Source organism: Streptomyces sp. NPDC101132 (genome assembly GCF_044759225.1).
GTDB lineage: Bacteria > Actinomycetota > Actinomycetes > Streptomycetales > Streptomycetaceae > Streptomyces.
Window position 1 is genome coordinate 79,139 of record NZ_JBIVYX010000017.1, and the last position, 16,310, is coordinate 95,448.

The 16,310-nt window shown below is 75.5% G+C and carries 13 protein-coding genes and 1 pseudogene; 10 read left to right on the plus strand and 4 right to left on the minus strand.

From position 1 onward, the window contains the following. Positions 1-260 precede the first annotated feature (260 nt). On the plus strand, positions 261-857 hold the full coding sequence (locus ACIQUR_RS30735) for a VOC family protein (RefSeq protein WP_403671304.1): 597 nt from the start codon (positions 261-263) through the stop codon (positions 855-857). Positions 858-1,003: 146 nt separating this feature from the next. On the opposite strand, the gene ACIQUR_RS30740 is transcribed toward ACIQUR_RS30735, so the two are convergent. Then, entirely contained in the window at positions 1,004-1,855 is an 852-nt protein-coding gene (locus tag ACIQUR_RS30740; protein ID WP_403671307.1) for a hypothetical protein, read from the minus strand. A 278-nt stretch (positions 1,856-2,133) separates the two neighbouring features. Here ACIQUR_RS30740 and ACIQUR_RS30745 point away from each other — a divergent pair, with 278 nt between their 5' ends. From ACIQUR_RS30745 to ACIQUR_RS30755, 3 genes and pseudogenes are all read left to right on the plus strand, one after another. Beyond that, the gene (locus ACIQUR_RS30745; RefSeq protein ID WP_403671310.1) at positions 2,134-3,612 is read left to right on the plus strand and encodes a DEAD/DEAH box helicase; all 1,479 of its coding nucleotides are present in this window, start codon (positions 2,134-2,136) and stop codon (positions 3,610-3,612) included. A gap of 124 nt (positions 3,613-3,736) precedes the next feature. Continuing rightward, positions 3,737-4,456, plus strand: a pseudogene (locus ACIQUR_RS30750) (ADP-ribosylglycohydrolase family protein); the annotation flags it as partial. Positions 4,457-4,736: 280 nt separating this feature from the next. Beyond that, a complete protein-coding gene (locus ACIQUR_RS30755; protein WP_403671313.1) occupies positions 4,737-5,459 on the plus strand; it encodes a carbon-nitrogen hydrolase family protein in 723 nt (240 codons plus the stop codon). A 34-nt stretch (positions 5,460-5,493) separates the two neighbouring features. On the opposite strand, the gene ACIQUR_RS30760 is transcribed toward ACIQUR_RS30755, so the two are convergent. Beyond that, entirely contained in the window at positions 5,494-6,600 is a 1,107-nt protein-coding gene (locus ACIQUR_RS30760) for an asparaginase (RefSeq protein ID WP_403671315.1), read from the minus strand. A gap of 129 nt (positions 6,601-6,729) precedes the next feature. On the opposite strand from ACIQUR_RS30760, the gene ACIQUR_RS30765 reads away from it, so the two are divergent. Then, a complete protein-coding gene (locus tag ACIQUR_RS30765; protein ID WP_403671318.1) occupies positions 6,730-7,182 on the plus strand; it encodes an Lrp/AsnC family transcriptional regulator in 453 nt (150 codons plus the stop codon). A gap of 11 nt (positions 7,183-7,193) precedes the next feature. Here the strand turns inward: ACIQUR_RS30765 and ACIQUR_RS30770 are convergent, their stop codons facing one another. Further along, the gene (locus tag ACIQUR_RS30770) at positions 7,194-7,949 is read right to left on the minus strand and encodes a GntR family transcriptional regulator (RefSeq protein ID WP_403671321.1); all 756 of its coding nucleotides are present in this window, start codon (positions 7,947-7,949) and stop codon (positions 7,194-7,196) included. Between the two features lie 242 nt (positions 7,950-8,191). On the opposite strand from ACIQUR_RS30770, the gene ACIQUR_RS30775 reads away from it, so the two are divergent. The 4 genes from ACIQUR_RS30775 (at position 8,192) to ACIQUR_RS30790 (ending at position 13,757) form a co-directional block, all read left to right on the plus strand. After that, positions 8,192-9,457 carry a PTS transporter subunit EIIC gene (locus ACIQUR_RS30775; RefSeq protein WP_403671324.1) on the plus strand — a complete coding sequence of 422 codons (1,266 nt, stop codon included), beginning with the start codon at positions 8,192-8,194 and terminating at the stop codon, positions 9,455-9,457. A gap of 39 nt (positions 9,458-9,496) precedes the next feature. Further along, positions 9,497-10,567 carry an SIS domain-containing protein gene (locus ACIQUR_RS30780; protein WP_403671327.1) on the plus strand — a complete coding sequence of 357 codons (1,071 nt, stop codon included), beginning with the start codon at positions 9,497-9,499 and terminating at the stop codon, positions 10,565-10,567. Positions 10,568-10,809: 242 nt separating this feature from the next. Continuing rightward, entirely contained in the window at positions 10,810-12,426 is a 1,617-nt protein-coding gene (locus ACIQUR_RS30785) for a poly(3-hydroxybutyrate) depolymerase (protein WP_403671330.1), read from the plus strand. A 149-nt stretch (positions 12,427-12,575) separates the two neighbouring features. Continuing rightward, positions 12,576-13,757, plus strand: a complete 1,182-nt coding sequence (locus tag ACIQUR_RS30790; protein WP_403671333.1) for a 2-oxoglutarate and iron-dependent oxygenase domain-containing protein — start codon at positions 12,576-12,578, stop codon at positions 13,755-13,757. On the opposite strand, the gene ACIQUR_RS30795 is transcribed toward ACIQUR_RS30790, so the two are convergent. After that, positions 13,741-15,186, minus strand: coding sequence for a glycoside hydrolase family 16 protein (locus tag ACIQUR_RS30795; RefSeq protein WP_403671336.1), 1,446 nt, complete (start codon positions 15,184-15,186; stop codon positions 13,741-13,743). The two genes, ACIQUR_RS30790 and ACIQUR_RS30795, sit on opposite strands and share 17 nt — an antisense overlap. Positions 15,187-15,459: 273 nt before the next feature. Here ACIQUR_RS30795 and ACIQUR_RS30800 point away from each other — a divergent pair, with 273 nt between their 5' ends. Then, positions 15,460-16,257 carry a DUF4239 domain-containing protein gene (locus ACIQUR_RS30800; RefSeq protein WP_403671339.1) on the plus strand — a complete coding sequence of 266 codons (798 nt, stop codon included), beginning with the start codon at positions 15,460-15,462 and terminating at the stop codon, positions 16,255-16,257. The last annotated feature ends 53 nt before the right edge of the window (positions 16,258-16,310 follow it).

Sequence of the window (16,310 nt, forward strand, 5' to 3'; positions counted from 1 at the left end):
TCGCAGTGCCCGGGTGGGTCTGTCCAGGCCGCCGCCTGGAACGTTCACATCCTGGGACGAGCGTTGCGGGAGTGTGAACGGGTGTGACGGTGACGTGCGTTGGGCGGGGTGGTCGACGGCCGCCCGACGCCCGGCCGACGCCCGAACGGCGCCCTGCCGGCCGGTCCCGCCCGCCCGTTGACCTCAAGTGCGCTTGAGGTCCTACGGTCGAGGCCGCGCTCCCGACGGACGGCGGGCGCCGCGAGGGAAGGAACGCCCCGATGACCGACAACACCCTGCCCGAGCCCGCCGGCACCGCCGGGACCGCCACGACCGCACCAAACGCACCCACCGCACCCACCGCACCGGCAGAAGAGGCGGGAGCGGCCGGAGCGGCCACGGCGCCTGCCGCGGGCGTGGTGCCCGACCGCTACCTGCGCTCCGTGGTGCCGCACATCGCGGTCGCCGACGCCGGCGCGGCGATCGACTTCTACCGGCGCGCGTTCGGCGCCCGCGAGGACTTCCGTCTGGACGCCCCCGGCGGCGGGGTGCTGCACGCCGAGGTGTCGATCGGCGGCTCGGTGCTGATGCTCGGGGACGTGAGCACCCCGGAGGCGGAGGGCGCCGCCTTCACCTCGCCGGCCGCGCTGGGCGGCGGGACGACCGTCACGCTGCACGTGTACGTCCCGGACGTCGACGCGCTCGCGGAGCGTGCGGCGGCCGCCGGAGCGGAGGTCGTGCAGCCGCCGACGGACATGTTCCACGGCGACCGCACCGCCGTCCTGCGGGACCCCTCGGGCCACCTGTGGGTGTTCCTGACGCACGTGGAGGACGTCCCCGGGGAGGAGCTGCGGCGCCGCCTGACCGCCACCGGGTGAACCGGCCACGGCACCGGGGCTCCGGCACCGGGCGCGGGACGCCCCGGCACCCGACGACAGGTGCCGGCCCGCACCGGGCGAGGGACACCCCGGCACCCGGCGACGGGGCGCGGGGCCGGGACCCGGCCGAGGCGGGTGAAGCGGTGTCAGGCCAGGTGCTCGCGCAGCGCGGGGGCCACCAGGCCGGCGAGGGCCGCGCCGTCCTGCGGGCCCGCCAGGGGTGCCCGGGCCGCCCAACGCAGCAGGCCGAGGGCGAGGTGGGGGTCCGGCGGGCGGCCGTGCGCGGTCAGGGTGGGCAGCACCCGGTGGTCGTCGAGGAGCGCGCGTACGAGGAGCCCCTCGCCGAAGTCGGCCTCCATCGGGTCGGGGAGGCGCCCCAGCCAGGCCAACAGGGCCAGGGTCCGCTCCACCGGGTCGGGTACGGAGTCCACGAGGCGGTCCCGCAGCGTGGCGACGTCCGCGTCCGGCAGCCGGCCCGCGTCGGATCCGGAGCGTTCCGCCAGTGCGGGCCGGAGCGCCTCCGGCACGCCGCGTCCGGCCAGCAGCCCGGTGCCGTGGGGGCCCGGGCCCGCCTGACGGAACTGCGGGCGACCTTCGCGCAGCCCCAGCGCGACCGCGAGCCGGGAGGAGAAGCGGGCGACGACGTCCGGCGCCCCGTGCCGGGCCAGCAGCAGCGCGAGCCCCACCGGGTCGGCCACCTCCAGGTCGTCGCCGAACCGGCCGCGCTCCCAGGAGACGGTGCCGACGCCGTGCAGGCTCGCCCGGCCGAGCGGCTCGCCCCCGGCGTCGTGCAGGCTCAGCGTGAACCCGCCGGGGCAGCGGCACACGTCCCCGGTGAAGCGGCCGAGCGTCGCGAGGGAACGCAGGTCCGCCAGCGGCCCGGCGTCCTCGACCCAGCCCAGCAGCGGCCGCTCGTCGAGCGGGCCCGCATCCTCGCCGCCGGCCAGCACCTGGACGAGGCGCGTACGCGCCCACACCTCCGCCAGCCACGCCTCCACCGGCCGCGACCCCGTCGTCCCACGCGGCTCGTGCGCCGGCCGGACCTCCGTCGGCCCCGGCTCCGTCCGGGACCCCTCGTCCGCCGTGCCCGCATCGCCACCGCCCGCTCCCCTCGCGCCGCACGCTCCCCACGCTCCAGCCGTGCGGCCGATCGTACGGCGGGCCGGTCCGGCGGCGGCCCGCTGGTAAAATGGGCCCACGCTTCGAACGTCGGGGCCCGTACCCAGGGGGTACGGGCCCCGGTGCGTTCCGGGCGCCCGATCGAGGAAGGTTCCCCATGAACGCGAAGGCCGACGCCGGTTCCGGTGCCCAGGACGAGCGCCCGCACCCGGACGCGACGGACGGCACCGCCCCGCCCGTCGCCGGGTTCGGCGAGCTGGGGCTGCCGCCCGAGCTGCTGGTCACGCTGGCCGGGGCGGGCGTCACGGAGCCGTTCCCGATCCAGGCGGCCACCCTCCCGCACGCGCTGGCCGGCCGGGACGTGCTCGGCCGGGCGCGCACCGGCTCGGGCAAGACGCTGGCCTTCGGCCTGGCGCTGCTGGCCCGTACGGCGGGCCGCCGGGCGGAGGCGAAGCGGCCGCTCGCGCTGGTCCTCGTACCCACCCGCGAGCTCGCGCAGCAGGTCGCGCAGGCACTGGAGCCCCACGCGCGGGCGCTGAAGGTGCGGCTCGCCACGGTGGTCGGCGGTCTGTCGACCGGTCACCAGGTCAAGGAGCTGCGGGCCGGGGCCGAGGTCGTCATCGCCACGCCCGGCCGTCTCACCGACCTGGTGGGGCGCCGCGACTGCCACCTGGACCGGGTGCGGATCACGGTGCTGGACGAGGCGGACCGGATGTGCGACATGGGGTTCGGGCCCCAGGTCACCGAGCTGCTGGACCGCGTACCGGCGGGCGGGCAGCGGATGCTGTTCTCGGCCACGCTCGACGGCGAGGTGGACGACCTCGTCCACCGCTACCTCAACGACCCCGTGCCGGCCGCCGTCGACGAACCCGAGGGGGCGCCCGACGCGCTGGAGCACCACCTGCTGACCGTCCCGGCCGCGGAGAAGTACGTCACGGCCACCGAGATCGCGGCCCGTGACGGGCAGGTGCTGATGTTCCTGGCCAGCAAGGCCGGGGTGGACCGCTTCACCCGCGACCTGCGCGCCGCCGGCATCAAGGCGGCGGCGCTGCACAGCGGCAAGTCCCAGCCGCAGCGCACCCACACGCTGGAGCAGTTCCGCAACGGCGAGGTGACCGTACTGGTGGCCACCGACGTGGCGGCCCGCGGCCTGCACATCGAGGCCCTGGAACTGGTGGTGAACGTGGACGCGCCCACCGACCCCAAGGACTACCTGCACCGCGGCGGCCGTACGGCCCGCGCGGGCGCGGCCGGCAGCGTCGTCACGCTCGTCACGCCCGCCCAGCGGCGCGAGGTGAAGGAGATGCTGTCGGCCGCGGGGGTCCGGGCGACGGTCACTCAGGTGGGCCCGGGCTCCCCCGACCTGGCACGCATCACGGGCGCCAAACGGCCGCCCGTCCCGGCCACGGGCGGAGCCGGCGGCACGGGCAGGCCCGCCGGCTCCGGCAAGGCGGGCGGTACGGGGAAGCCCGGCGGCGGCACGAGGTCCGGGGACGACGCGAAGGCCGGACGCGGCGCGGCGTTCCGCGGTATCGGGACGGGCGGCTCCGGCCGCCAGGGCCAGTCCCGCAAGACGAGCGAGGCCCGCGCCCTCGCGGAGGCCCGGCGGGCCGCCCGCGTACGCAAGGGCCGCTGACCGGCGGCGCCGCGCAGCGGCAGCCGCCCGCCACCCGTGGCTCCGGCTCGCCCACGCCCACGCCCACGCCCACGCGAGCCTCGACGGTCTCGTCCTGGGGGACGCCTTCGGGGACCGGTGGTTCCTGCGCTCCGACGAGCCCGCCGAGGCGCTGTGGGCCGCGCGGGAGGCGCGTCCCGCGCCGTGGCACTGGACGGACGACTCGGCGATGGCGCTGGTGCTGTTCGCGCATCTGACCGTGCACGGCGAGGTGCGTCCGGACCTGCTGGCCACGGACTTCGCCGCGGAGTACGCCCGCGACCCGGGCCGCAAGTACGGACCCTCCATGCACGGCGTGCTGGAGAGGTTCGGCCGGGGCGAGGACTGGCGCACCGTGACGACCGGGCAGTTCGGCGGCCAGGGGTCCCACGGCAACGGAGCCGCCATGCGCGTCGCGCCGCTGGGAGCCTGGTTCCGGGACGACCTGGCGGCCGCGGCCGAGCAGGCCGGGCTGTCCGCGCTGACCACCCACGCCCATCCCGAGGCCGTCGCGGGTGCGGTGGCCGTGTCCGTCGCCGCCGCGCTGGCCGCGGCCGGCGCGGGCCACGCGGCCGTACCCCGGGCCGAGTTCCTGCGGGAGGTCGCCTCCCACGTGCCCGGGAGCGACGTGCGGTCGCGGCTCTTCGTGGCGGCGGGCCTCCCCGGCCTGACGTCGGTGCGGCACGCGGCCTCGGTGCTCGGCTCCGGCAGCCTGCTGTCGGCCCAGGACACGGTTCCGTTCGCCCTCTGGTCGGCGGCCGGGAACCCGGACGACCTGGCCGCGGCGCTCTGGCAGACGGTCGGCGGCTGGGGTGACCGGGACACGACCTGCGCCATCGCGGGCGGCGTGGTCGCGGCGCGGACCGGCACGGCCGGCGTGCCGGCCTCGTGGCTGCGGGCCCGGGAGGGGATCCCGGGCCGGTATGGGTGGGACGCGGACCTGGCAGCCGGGTACGGGCAGGGCACGGCCCCCGCCCGCACCACGGCACCGGCCCCCGCAACGGCCCCGGCCCCCGCCGCAGCCCCGGCCCGCACCACGGCCCGGCCCCCGCCCGCACCACGGCCCCGGCCCCCGTGGCGACCGGTCACCCTGGCACTCTGGGCGCATGAAGATCGCCGCAGCTCAGCTCAGTTGTGTCCCGGCGGACGTGCCGGCCAACGTCCGCCGGCTCGTCTCCCTCGCGACCGCGGCGCGCGACGAGGGGGCGGAGCTGGTGGTCTTCCCCGAGCTGGCCCTGACCGGGTACGAGCTCGGCGCCCTGGCCGCGGACCCCGCGCTCTGGGTGACGCCGGACGACCCGCGGCTGGACCCGCTGCGCGGGCTCGGCACCGCCGTGGTCGTCAACGGCGCGCTGCGCACCGGTGGTTCACGTCCGGTGCTGGCCTCGCTGGTGTACGGCCCGGACGGCGAGCGGCTCACCACGTACGCCAAGCAGCACCTGTACGAGCAGGAACGCGGTGTCTTCGAGGCGGGCGACCGGGACGGCCGCTTCGCACTCGGGGGGACCGGGTTCGCCCTCGCGACCTGCTTCGACAACCACTTCGCGGACCTGACCGGCCGTGGTGCCGCCGACGGCTGCCGGGTGCACCTCGCCAGTTCGCTGTACGGCACCGGGGGCGGCGTGCAGGAGCGCGCGACCGTCCACCCGGGCATCGCGCGGTCGACGGGCATGTACGTGGTGCTGGCCAACCACGTCGGCCCCGCCGGGCCGTGGACCGGCTGCGGCGGGTCGGCCGTGTGGGCGCCGGGCGGCGCGCTCGTGGCCGAGGCGGACGCGACCACGGCGACGTACGTGGTGGCCGAGGTGCCCGTGGCCGGGCGGGACTGACGCGGCCGGCGGCGCGGCCGGGGCCCGGGACCGGTCAGGCCGCGTCGGCCTCGGGGACGGTGTCGGATCCGGTGAGCGCGTCGGCCTCCGGTGCCGCGACGGACGCTTCGCCGGCGGACTCCGGCCCGGTCAGCAGCGGCCCGATGAGGGCGGCGCGCTCGGCCCGGTCCGGCGTCGCGAGGGCCGCGGCGAGCAGGGCGATACGGGCCTGGGCGGCGCGCAGCGTACCGGTGAGCCGGGCGCCGGCCGCGGCCAGGTCGACGGCGCCGCCGCCGGTGTACAGCTCGGCGAGCGGTCCCGCGGGGACCCGGGTGGTGACGGCCACGAGCACCCCGGAGGCCACCGCCTTGGTGACGGCCGCGACGAAGTCGGGGGTGGCGTTGCCCGCGCCGGTGGCGACCAGCACGATGCCCTGTGCGCCGGCGGCGAGGGCGGCCTCGAAGAGGACCGGGTCCGCGTCGCTGTGGTGGGTGACGATGTCGACGCGCGGCAGGTCCCCGGCCGCGTAGTCGGCGGCGTACGCGGCGGCCGGCAGCGGCAGGGCCTCCGGGCGGGCGGGGCTGCGGCGGATGTCGACGCGGCTGAAGCCGACCTTGCCCAGCGGCGGGGCGGAGGGGTCGGAGAACGCGTCGACGGCCAGGGTCTGGGTCTTGAGGGTGCCGCGGGCGCCGTGGACCATGCCGTCGAAGACCACCAGGACGCCGAGGCCGCGGACGGTCGCGGCGACCTGGAGGGCGTCGCTGAGGTTCGAGGGGCCGTCCCCGTCGCCGGTGCCGAACGGGCGCTGGGCTCCGGTGAGGACCACCGGGCGGGGGTCGGCGTGGTGCAGGTCGAGGAGGAAGGCGGTCTCCTCCAGGGTGTCCGTGCCGTGGGTGATGACGATGCCGTCGACGCCGGGGTCCGCCAGGGTCTCGTGGACCGTGCGCAGCAGGGCGAGCTGGTGGCGGGTGGTCATGTTGGAGCTGTTGACGTTGAACAGGTCCACGACCTCGACGGCGAGGCCGTCGGGCAGGGCGGCGCTGGCCAGGACGTCGCCGCCGGCCGCGTCGGCGGCGTAGCCCGATCCCTGCCAGCGGCTGGCGATGGTGCCGCCCGTGCTGATGAGAACGATCCGGCGGTCGTCGCGTGCGCGCGTCGTCATGTGTGTCTGCCTCGGTGGTGCCGTCGTGGGGTGGTCCGGGTGGCCGGCCGCAAGGATAGGACAGTTCACGCGCAATGTGATTGCGAAAATGACCGCTCTTGATCACTCGATGTCGTCGATAATTGCGTCATGGACCGGATTGACCGAAGCATCCTGCGCGAGCTCCAGAACGACGGCCGTCTGACCAACCTGGAGCTGGCCCAGCGCATCGGCCTGAGCGCCTCCGCCTGCATGCGCCGGGTGCGCCAGCTGGAGCAGGACGGGGTGATCCGGGGCTACCGGGCGGTGATCGACCCGGACGCCGTGGGGCGCGGGTTCGAGGTGCTGGTCTCGATCGAGGTCCGCCGCGACCGGCGGACCGTCGAGGCCTTCGAGGAGGCCCTGCGGGACATCCCCGACGTGATCGAGGCGTACCGGCTGTTCGGCAGCCCGGGCTGCCTGCTGCGCATCGCGGTCGCCGACCTGGCGGCGTACGAGCAGCTGTGGATCGAGCGGCTCACGGCGCTGGACGGGGTCACCGAGGTCAACTCGCAGATCATCATGAAGCGGGTGAAGGAGCCCCGCGGGCTGCCCATCGACTGACGCCGCCGGTGTCAGTCTGTCTTCAGGGTGGTGCGCAGCCGGTAGCGGTCGCCGCTGTAGCGGACGGTGGACAGGAGCACCGGCCGGTCGTCGCGGGTGAGGACGAGCTGGTCGAGTACGAGCACGGGCGCGCCCGGCGCGACGGCGAGGTGGCCGGCGAGCTCCTCGTCGGCGGTGCGCGCCTCGATGGTGGCCTCGGCGCGGTACGGCTCGACGCCCCAGCGGCGCACCTCCTCGTAGAGCGAGGCGTGGGTGAAGTCGACGCCCGGGAGGTCCGGGGCGAGGTCGGCGACGAGCAGGGTGTGGTCGAGGGCGACGCGCACGTCGTTGAGGGTCCGTACGCGCTCCAGGTGGAGCAGGGGGGTGCCGGCGACCACGCCGAGCCGCTCGGCCTCGTCGAGGGTGGCGCCCGCGAGGGCGTTGCGCAGCACGACCGAGCCGGGCCGCATGTGCTTGCGGCGGGCGGTGGCCGTGAAGGACTCCAGGTGCTGGGGCCAGTCGCGGGCCGGGGCGACCGGCGCGGGTGCGGCGACGAACCAGCCGCGGCCGTGGGAGGCGGTGACCAGGCCGAGGTCCACGAGGTGTGACAGTGCACGGCGCAATGTCACACGTGAAACGTCGAGCCGGGCGCAGAGCTCGCGCTCGGCCGGGAGCCGGCTGCCGGGGCCGAGGGACCGGCGGGCGATCTCCTCGCGGATGCGGTCGGCCGCCCGGGCCCAGAGGGGGGCGGGGCCGTCGCCGCTCACGGCAGCGAGGTCTTCGGTCATCGGGGGCCTTCCTCCGGGGTCCGTCGATCGACCATACCACTGAATACCAGTCGGTCCGCGACAGGTGCGGCGCCACGCACCCCATCTCCTGGGGACAACGGGTCCATGGTCCGTGAGCAGGGCGGGCCCTGGGTCCCGACTTCGATCCCGGCTTACAAAACCACTACAGACCACCATTGACCACTCTTCAGACCACTGCCTACGTTCGGCCGTGAAGCACCCCCGTCCCCCGAGGAGCAGAGATGAGTACCGCCACCGCCCCGGCACCGGCGCCGGAACCGGCCACCAGGAAGCGCGCTCCCCGCGTGATGCCGGTGCTCCAGCGCATCGGACGCAGCCTGATGCTGCCGGTGGCCGTACTGCCGGCGGCGGCGCTCATGAAGCGCCTCGGCGGCTCCGACCTGCTCGGCAACGAGGCGCTGCCCGAGCTCGTCCGCAAGCTCGCGATGGTGCTGGACGCCGGCGGCGCCGCGGTCATCGGCCACCTCCCGCTGCTCTTCGCGGTCGGCGTGGCCATCGGCTTCGCGAAGAAGGCGGACGGCTCCACCGCGCTGGCCGCCGTCGTGGGCCACCTGGTGTTCACGGCGGTGCTCGCCAGCCCCGCTTTCCCCAAGGGCGCCGACGGCGAGCCGCTGGACGCCAAGGTGCTCGGCGGCATCGTGATGGGCTTGGTCGCCGCCCTGCTCTACCAGCGGTTCAGCAGGACCCGGCTGCCGGAGTGGCTGGGCTTCTTCGGCGGGCGCCGTCTGGTGCCCATCCTCACCGCCTTCGCCGGCGCCGGGATGGGAGTGGTCTTCGGACTGGTCTGGCCCGCGGTCGGCGGCTGGCTCTTCCACTTCGGCGAGTGGCTGGTGGGCACCGGCGCCTGGGGCGCGGGCATCTTCGGCCTGGTCGTCCGCTCGCTCATCCCGGTGGGGATGCACCACTTCTTCTCGTTCTTCCCGTGGTTCGAGGCCGGCTCCTACACCAACCCCGCCACCGGTGTGGAAGTACACGGTGACATCGCACGCTTCCTGGCCGGCGACCCCTCGGCCGGACAGTTCATGACCGGCGGCTTCCCGATCTACATGTTCGCCCTCCCGGCGGCCGCCATGGCCATCGCCCACACCGCGCGCCCGGAGAACCGCACCGTCGTCCGCGGCATGATGATCTCGGTCGCGCTGACCTCCTTCGTCACCGGCGTCACCGAGCCCATCGAGTTCGCCTTCATGTTCGTCGCGCCGCTGCTGTACGCCGTCCACGCCGTGCTCTTCGGCGTCTCGATGGCCCTCTGCTACGCCCTCGGCATCCGTGACGGCTTCGGCTTCTCGTCCGGCGCGATCGACTACGTCGTCAACTTCGGCATCGCGACCAAGCCGCTGCTGCTGATCCCGATCGGCCTGGCCTTCGCCGCCCTGTATTACGTCATCTTCCGGTTCGCCATCGTCCGGTTCGACCTCCCCACCCCCGGCCGGGAACGCGAGGGGGACGGCGCCGCGGACACCGGTGCCGGCGACCCGCGGCCCTGACCCCGGCCACCTGCCCGTACGCCCGAAAGGAACCCTCCCATGTCCGCTTCACGCATCCCCTTCCACCAGGGCCGGAACGACCAGGGCGCCGCGCTCGCCCGGGTGGCCGGCCGAGTCCGCGCCGCGCTCGCCGAGCCCGCCGCCGAGTGCCTCCGCACCGCCCGCCGCCCCCTGTTCACCGGCATCGGCGCCTCCTACGCCGCCCTCGCCCTGCCCGTCCAGCAGCTGCGCGAGCAGGGCGTCGTCACCCAGCGCGTGCTGGCCAGCGAGATCGAGGACGGCCTCAGCGGCTTCGAGGCGGACGTGCTGATCGCCGTCTCGCAGGGCGGCCGCAGCTCCGAGACGCTCGCCGCGTTCCGCAACGCCCCCGCCGGGACGGCCAGGGCCGCCCTGCTGAACGTCGTACCCGCGCCGCTCTCCCAACTCGCCGACGTCACCGTGGGCCTGGGCAACGAACCCGACTCGTACGCGTCCACCGTCGGCTACACCGGCACCCTCGTCGCCCTCGACCTGATCGCCGGCGCGCTCACCGGCCGCCCCGAACGGGTGGACCCCTGGCGGGACATCGCATCCCTTACGGGCGAAGTCCGCTCCCGCGCCGCGGAGGTGACCGGCGCGCTGCGCTCCCGCGCGGCCGGCTGCGTCGCGGCGGACGTGGTCGCCGCGGGCGCCTCCCGGGCCTCCGCGGAAGAGGGCGCCCTGCTGCTGCGGGAGGTCGTGCGGATGCCGGCGGCCGCCTCGGCCACCCGCAACTACCTGCACGGCGAGATGGAGTCCGCGGGCAACACCCTGCACGTGGTCTTCGGTTCGGGGCGCGAGCTGGCCCTGGCCCGCTCCCTCGCCGGAGCCGGCCACACCACCCTGCTGGTGACCACCGCGGGCGTCGACGCGGAGGTCAGCGTCCCCGACCTCTCCGTGATCCGGCTGCCCGCCTGCGCCGAGGCCGCGCGCGTGGTGCTGGAGACCGTGGTGCTCCAGGAGCTGGTGGCCCAGCTGAGCGAGGAGCGCGGGGTGCCGGTCGAGTCCTTCGTGTTCGCCAACGACGACACCAAGGAGGGCGGCGTGGACCCGGGCGACTTCGAGGTCGCCTCGCCGGTCACGGCCGGCTGACCGGCCCCGCACCGCCCGGACACCGCACCACCCGGTGCCGCTCCGCCTCGTGCCGCACCACCCGGTGCCGCTTCCTCCCCCGCGCGCCGCCCGGCGCCGCCTCCCCCGCGCACCGCCCGGTCCGGCCGTCCCATGGCCGGGCCGGGCATTGTGGCTGCGGCCACCATAGGAGGGCGCCCACCCCGCGCCTAACCTCCCGGGAACCGAGATCGGCACATGCCGGGACACCCGGGAGGGTCCACATGAGATGGTCGCGCGCTGCCCGCTTCCGCCCGCTGGCGGTCCTGCTCCTGCTCGTGGGAGCGGCCCTGGCACCCCCGGCCGTCGCGGCGCCCGCGGGCGCGGACCCGGTCGCTCCCCCGGCCGTGCCGGGCGAGCTCCGCCCGTACGACATCACCGGCGTGTACAGCGCGGGCGTGTCGTCCGGCGGATACCTGGCCACCCAACTGCACGTCGCGTACTCCGGCACCTTCGCCGGTTCGGCGGCCTTCGCCTCCGGCCCGTACGGCTGCGCCCGCGGCAACCTCGACACCGCCCTCCACGCCTGCATGGACACTCTCCGGGACCTCGGCCTCGACCAGCTGGAACGGACCGCCCGCGACTGGTCCGCCCAAGGCCTGATCGACCCGGTGGCCAACCTCGCCGGCGACCCCGTCTACCTCTTCAGCGGCACCGGCGACGCCACCGTCCGGCAGCCGGTCTCCGACGCGCTCGCCACCTGGTACGGCCGCTTCGGCGCGCGCGTCAGGTACGAGGACCAGGTCGCCGCCGGGCACGCGTGGATCAGCCCGCGCGGCCCCAACTCCTGTGCCGTCACGCAGAGTCCGTGGCTCAACGACTGCGGGTTCGACGCCGAGCGCGACCTCCTCGGGCACCTGCTCGGCCCGGTCGCCGCCCCCGCCGCGGCGCCCGGCGGCAGCCTGATCGCCTTCGACCAGAACCGGTACGCGCCCGGCGGCCGGGCCGCCGCCCACTCGCTGGACGAGACCGGCTACGCGTACGTGCCCACCGCCTGCGCCGACGGCGCCCCGTGCACGCTGCTGGTCGCCCTGCACGGCTGCAAGCAGGGGTACGCGTACCAGGGCTTCGGCCGCCGGTTCATCGACGGCGCGTACCTCAACGAGTACGCGGACACCAACCGGATCGTCGTCCTGTACCCGCAGGCCGTGCCGACCGCGACGCTCGACAACCCCAACGGCTGCTGGAACTGGTGGGGTTACCTCGGCGACACGGCGCACGCGCGGCACGGCGGCCCGCAGGTCGAGACCGTGATGGGCATGGTCCGCGCCCTCGGCGGGGGTGCCACCACTCCCCCGCCGGCCGGGAACCGGCTCGTCCTGCCGAGCGCGGACGCCGAGGACGGGTACGTGAAGGCGGCCGCGGACGGTTCCGGCGCGTCCGTCGGCACCCTGGAGGGCAGCTACGGCCAGGCCGTGGGCCGGGGCTCCGACGGCCGGCACAACCGGACCCTGCTCTCCTTCGACACCTCACGGATCCCGGCGGCCGCACGGGTGACCCGCGCCTGGGTGACGGTCACCCGCAGCAGCGGCTCGGGCGACCCGTGGGCGAGCCCGGCGGGCAACCGGCTGGTGGCGGACGTCCGTACGGGCTGCTTCGGCGGGTGCGCGGTCGAGGCGGCGGACTGGACCGCCGCCCCGACGGTGGCCGGCGCCGCGGCCGTCCCGCCGTTCTCCTCGGGCTCCGCGGCCTCCTCCGACCTGTCGCCCGCCGGCCTCCAGGCCCTGCACCGCACCGGGACCACCCAGGTCCGGCTGCGCTTCGAGGCCCCCCAGGCGAGCACGGCGTACCTGTTCCTCAACCTCGGCACCCGCGCCACGCTCACGGTCGAGTACGAGTGACCCCGCGCCGCCGCCGGCCCCCGCCGACCTCCCGAAGTCGCGACGCGTACCGGCCGCCCGCCGAACCCGCCCGCCCGCCGTGCGTGGACCCGGGCAGGAGCCCGTGCCCCGCACGGGGGCGGGCGGTACGGCGAAGAGGAGTGGTCTGGATGGATGGTTTCCGGACGTTCCGGGTGCCGGCCGTGGTGGCGGGCACGGCGGCCGACGAGGCGCTGGGGCGGGAGTTGGTGCGGGCCTGGCGGCGGGACGGCGTCTTCCAGGTGGCCGCCGACCCGGCGCAGGAGGCCCGTACGCAGTCCGCGCTGGCGGCGGCCCGCCGGTTCTTCGAGCTGCCGGGTGCGGAGAAGGCCGGGCTGGTCAGCGCCGATTCGTACGCCGGGTACATCGCCTCGGGCGAGGAGCTCACGGCGGGCGAGGCGGACGCGTCGGAGATCTTCACGATCACGCCGGACCTGCCGCCCGGCCACCCCCGGGTGCGGCGGGGGTGGCCGGCGCACGGGCCGGTGCCGTGGCCCGGGACCGGCTTCCGGCGCGCCATGGAGGCGTACCTGGGCGGCGTGGGCCGGCTGGGCGACCGGCTGCTGCGGCTGGTCGCGCTCGGGCTGGGCCTCGGGCCGGGCGGCGCGGCCGGGTTCGGGCAGCTGACGCGGGACGGCTGGCACCACATGCGGGTGCTGCGGTTCCCGCCGGGGCCGGCGGGGTCGGGGCGGCGCGGGATCGGCTCGCACACGGACTACGGGCTGCTGGTGATCGCCGCCCAGGACGAGGTGGGCGGGCTGTTCGTGCGGCCGCCCGTGCCCGGTGAGGCGCGGCCGCGGAACTGGCGGGAGGACGAGAGTTCGGCGGGGCTGTGGGAGGACGAGCCCGGCTGGCGGTACGTCGCCCCGGTGCCCGGCGTCCTGACCGTGTTCCCGGGCGACATGCTGCAGTTCCTGACGCGCGGGGCGCTGCTGTCGACGCCGCACCGGGTGCGGCTGGCGGACCGGGAGCGGTTCACGCTGGCGTACTTCCACGAGCCGGCGTTCGACGCGGTGGTGCGGCCGCTGGGCGCGGGTCCGGGGTGCGAGGCCATCCACTACGGGGCGCACTTCACCCGGATGTTCATGCGCTGCTATCCGGAGCGGGTGACCACCCGGCGGATCCTGGCGGAGAACCGGCTGGCGCGGCTGCCGGGCGGGAGTGGCGGGGTCTGTGGCGGTGAGGGGGCCGGGGGTGTCCGTGGGGGTGGCGGGACCGGCGCGGTCCCGCGCGCTGGGGCGGGCGGCCCTGCGGTGGGGCCGCCCGCCCCCGGGGAGACCGGTCCGCCTTCGGTCGTCAGTGCCCGAAGGTGAACCAGTTGACGTTCACGTAGTCGGCCGGCTGGCCGCTGGTGAAGGTCAGGTAGACGTCGTGCGTGCCGGTGACCGCCGCGATGTTGGCGGGGACCGTGCGCCAGCTCTGCCAGCCGCCGGTGCCGGCGAGGGCGAAGCTGCCGATCGGGGCGCTGGTGCGGGAGTCGAGGCGTACCTCGACCAGGCCGCTGACCCCGCCCGCGGCTCCGCTGGCGACCCGGCCGGCGAACTGGCGGGCGGGCGTGGTGCCGAAGTCGACCTGCCGGTAGAGGGCCCAGTCGCCGTTGGCGATGGAGGCGATGTTCCGGCCGCCGCCGCTGTCGGTGGTGGTCTCCGTGGTCAGGCCCGACTGCCCGTCGTACGCCTCGGCCTGGAGGGTGGTGTAGGCGTCGCGGGTGCCGCCGGGCGGCGGGGTGGTGGGGGGTGTGGTCGGCGGGGTGGTCGGGGGCGTCGTCGGCGGGGTGCTGCCGCCGGGACCGCTGCTGAGCACGGTCACGTAGTCCACCAGCATGGGGTGGCCGGGGACGGTGCCGCCGTCGGGTCCGCCGCCGAAGGCGTCGGGGAAGCCGCCGCCCATGGCCACGTTGAGGATCAGGAAGTAGCCGTGGTCGGTTGCGTCGGCCCAGACCGTGGCGGGCACCTGGTCCTGCCGCACGGTGTGGTAGACGGTGCCGTCGAGCGAGAAGCGCATCTGCTGGGGGCTGGTGCTGCGGTCCCATTCGACGGCGTACGTGTGGAACCCGGCCTGGCAGGAGACCGGGGCGCAGACGCGCTGGCCGCCGATGCCGGAGGTCTCGTTGCACGGGCCGCCCGGGCTGGTGCCGCAGTGCATGGTGGCCCAGACCTGGTTCATGCCCTGGACGTTCTCCAGGATGTCCAGCTCGCCGATGCCGGGCCAGTTCCACCAGTTGCCGCGGTACGGGGCGCCGAGCATCCAGAACGCGGGCCAGTAGCCCTTGGCGGCGGGCCCGGTGACGTTCGGCATCTGAATGCGGGCTTCGACGCGGAGCTTTCCGCCGGCCGGGGGCTGGAAGTCGGAGCGGCGGGTCTCGACGCGGCCGGAGGTCCAGCGTCCGGCGGCGTCGCGCAGCGGGGTGATGCGCAGGTTGCCGCCGCCGTCGAGGGAGACGTTGGCCGGGTCCGCGGTCATCGTCTCGATCTCGCCGGTGCCGAAGTTGGCGGGGCCCCCGGGGTAGCTCGTGCCGGTGGTGTACTGCCAGTCGGCGGTGTCGATCCCGCTGCCGGCGGGCCCGTCGAACTCCTCCAGGAACACGGTGGTCCAGCCGGGCCCGGGCGCCGGGGCGCTGGCGTTGGCGGGCAGCGAGGCCGTGGTGACGGCCGCGGCGGCCGCCAGCAGCAGGGCGCCGGCCGCCAGGGAGGCGCGGCGTAAGGGGCCGGGCCGTACGCGTGTCTCGGTCGTCTCGCTCATGGGCACCTCTCGGTGGGGGAAGGGGGGTGCTGCGGGCAGGGGCGCCGCCAGGGATGGGGCGCCGCCAGAGATGGGAGCGCTCCCAGTGCGGCCGCGCGACCACTGTGCTCGCACGTCCGTCGTCAGGGCAAGAGGTGAACACAAAGAATCCGGAGGGGAGTTGTCCCGTTCACTTCCTGAACTCCCCGGGTTGGGCGCACGGCACGTGACCACCGGGCCGCACGATCGTTTCACCGGCTGTCCCGCACGCGCTCAACAGGGGAGGTCGGCGCGGTGTCGCTCTGGCTGCTCAACCATCTCGACACCCTCACCCTCGCGGTGCTCACGGTCGGCGTCCTCATCGCCCTGGCCGTGGCCGGGAGCCTGGCGGCCCGTCGGCGCCATCCCCACCTGGCGGAGGGCGAGCACAACGAGATGGTGGGCGTGGTGCTGGGGATGTTCGGCGCGATCTACGGGATCATCCTGGCCTTCGTCGTGGTGACGCTGTGGACCCAGCTGGACCACACGCAGCAGGTGGTGTCCAAGGAGTCGACCGACCTGGCGCTGGTCGTGCGCACCACCCGGGTCCTGCCGCCCGCCGACCGGGAGCGGGTGCACCGGGCGGTGGGCGAGTACGTGCACTCGGTCGTGGAGGTGCAGTGGCCGAGGATGCGGTCCGGCGAGCCGAGCTTCTCGGCCACGTCGTCCCGGGTGGAGGCGATGTACGACGCCCTGCAGGCGTACGCACCGGTGGGCGCGCGGGACGAGATCTTCTACGAGCAGGCCGTGGCCAGCCTCAACGACGCCGTCGCCCAGCGCCGCGAGCGGATCAGCCTGGCGCAGGCCGAACTGCCCACCCTGCTCAAGGTGCTGGTGTTCGGGGGCGCGCTGGTCATCGTCCCGCTGACCTTCCTGTTCGGGCTGCGCAGCCTGCGCATGCAGCTCCTGTTCGTCACGGCGGTGGCGGCCCTGATCGGCTTCAGCCTGCTGCTGGTCCTCGTCCTGGACCGCCCCTTCGCCGGCGAACTGGCCGTGAGTCCGGCTCCGTACAAGGAGGGCGCGCTGTCGAAGTTCTGGCCGGAACGGGTGTGAGGCGCCGCGCGGTTGCGTTGGTGCCGGGCCGGGGCGGGGCAGGCTGGGGGCGG

Excerpts from the sequence above, each read along its gene's own strand:
- ACIQUR_RS30735 (WP_403671304.1), top strand. The coding sequence starts at position 261 with ATGACCGACAACACCCTGCCCGAGCCCGCCGGCACCGCCGGGACCGCC.
- ACIQUR_RS30745 (WP_403671310.1), top strand. The coding sequence starts at position 2,134 with ATGAACGCGAAGGCCGACGCCGGTTCCGGTGCCCAGGACGAGCGCCCG.
- ACIQUR_RS30755 (WP_403671313.1), top strand. The coding sequence starts at position 4,737 with ATGAAGATCGCCGCAGCTCAGCTCAGTTGTGTCCCGGCGGACGTGCCG.
- ACIQUR_RS30760 (WP_403671315.1), bottom strand. The coding sequence starts at position 6,600 with ATGACGACGCGCGCACGCGACGACCGCCGGATCGTTCTCATCAGCACG.
- ACIQUR_RS30765 (WP_403671318.1), top strand. The coding sequence starts at position 6,730 with ATGGACCGGATTGACCGAAGCATCCTGCGCGAGCTCCAGAACGACGGC.
- ACIQUR_RS30770 (WP_403671321.1), bottom strand. The coding sequence starts at position 7,949 with ATGACCGAAGACCTCGCTGCCGTGAGCGGCGACGGCCCCGCCCCCCTC.
- ACIQUR_RS30775 (WP_403671324.1), top strand. The coding sequence starts at position 8,192 with ATGAGTACCGCCACCGCCCCGGCACCGGCGCCGGAACCGGCCACCAGG.
- ACIQUR_RS30780 (WP_403671327.1), top strand. The coding sequence starts at position 9,497 with ATGTCCGCTTCACGCATCCCCTTCCACCAGGGCCGGAACGACCAGGGC.
- ACIQUR_RS30785 (WP_403671330.1), top strand. The coding sequence starts at position 10,810 with ATGAGATGGTCGCGCGCTGCCCGCTTCCGCCCGCTGGCGGTCCTGCTC.
- ACIQUR_RS30790 (WP_403671333.1), top strand. The coding sequence starts at position 12,576 with ATGGATGGTTTCCGGACGTTCCGGGTGCCGGCCGTGGTGGCGGGCACG.
- ACIQUR_RS30795 (WP_403671336.1), bottom strand. The coding sequence starts at position 15,186 with ATGAGCGAGACGACCGAGACACGCGTACGGCCCGGCCCCTTACGCCGC.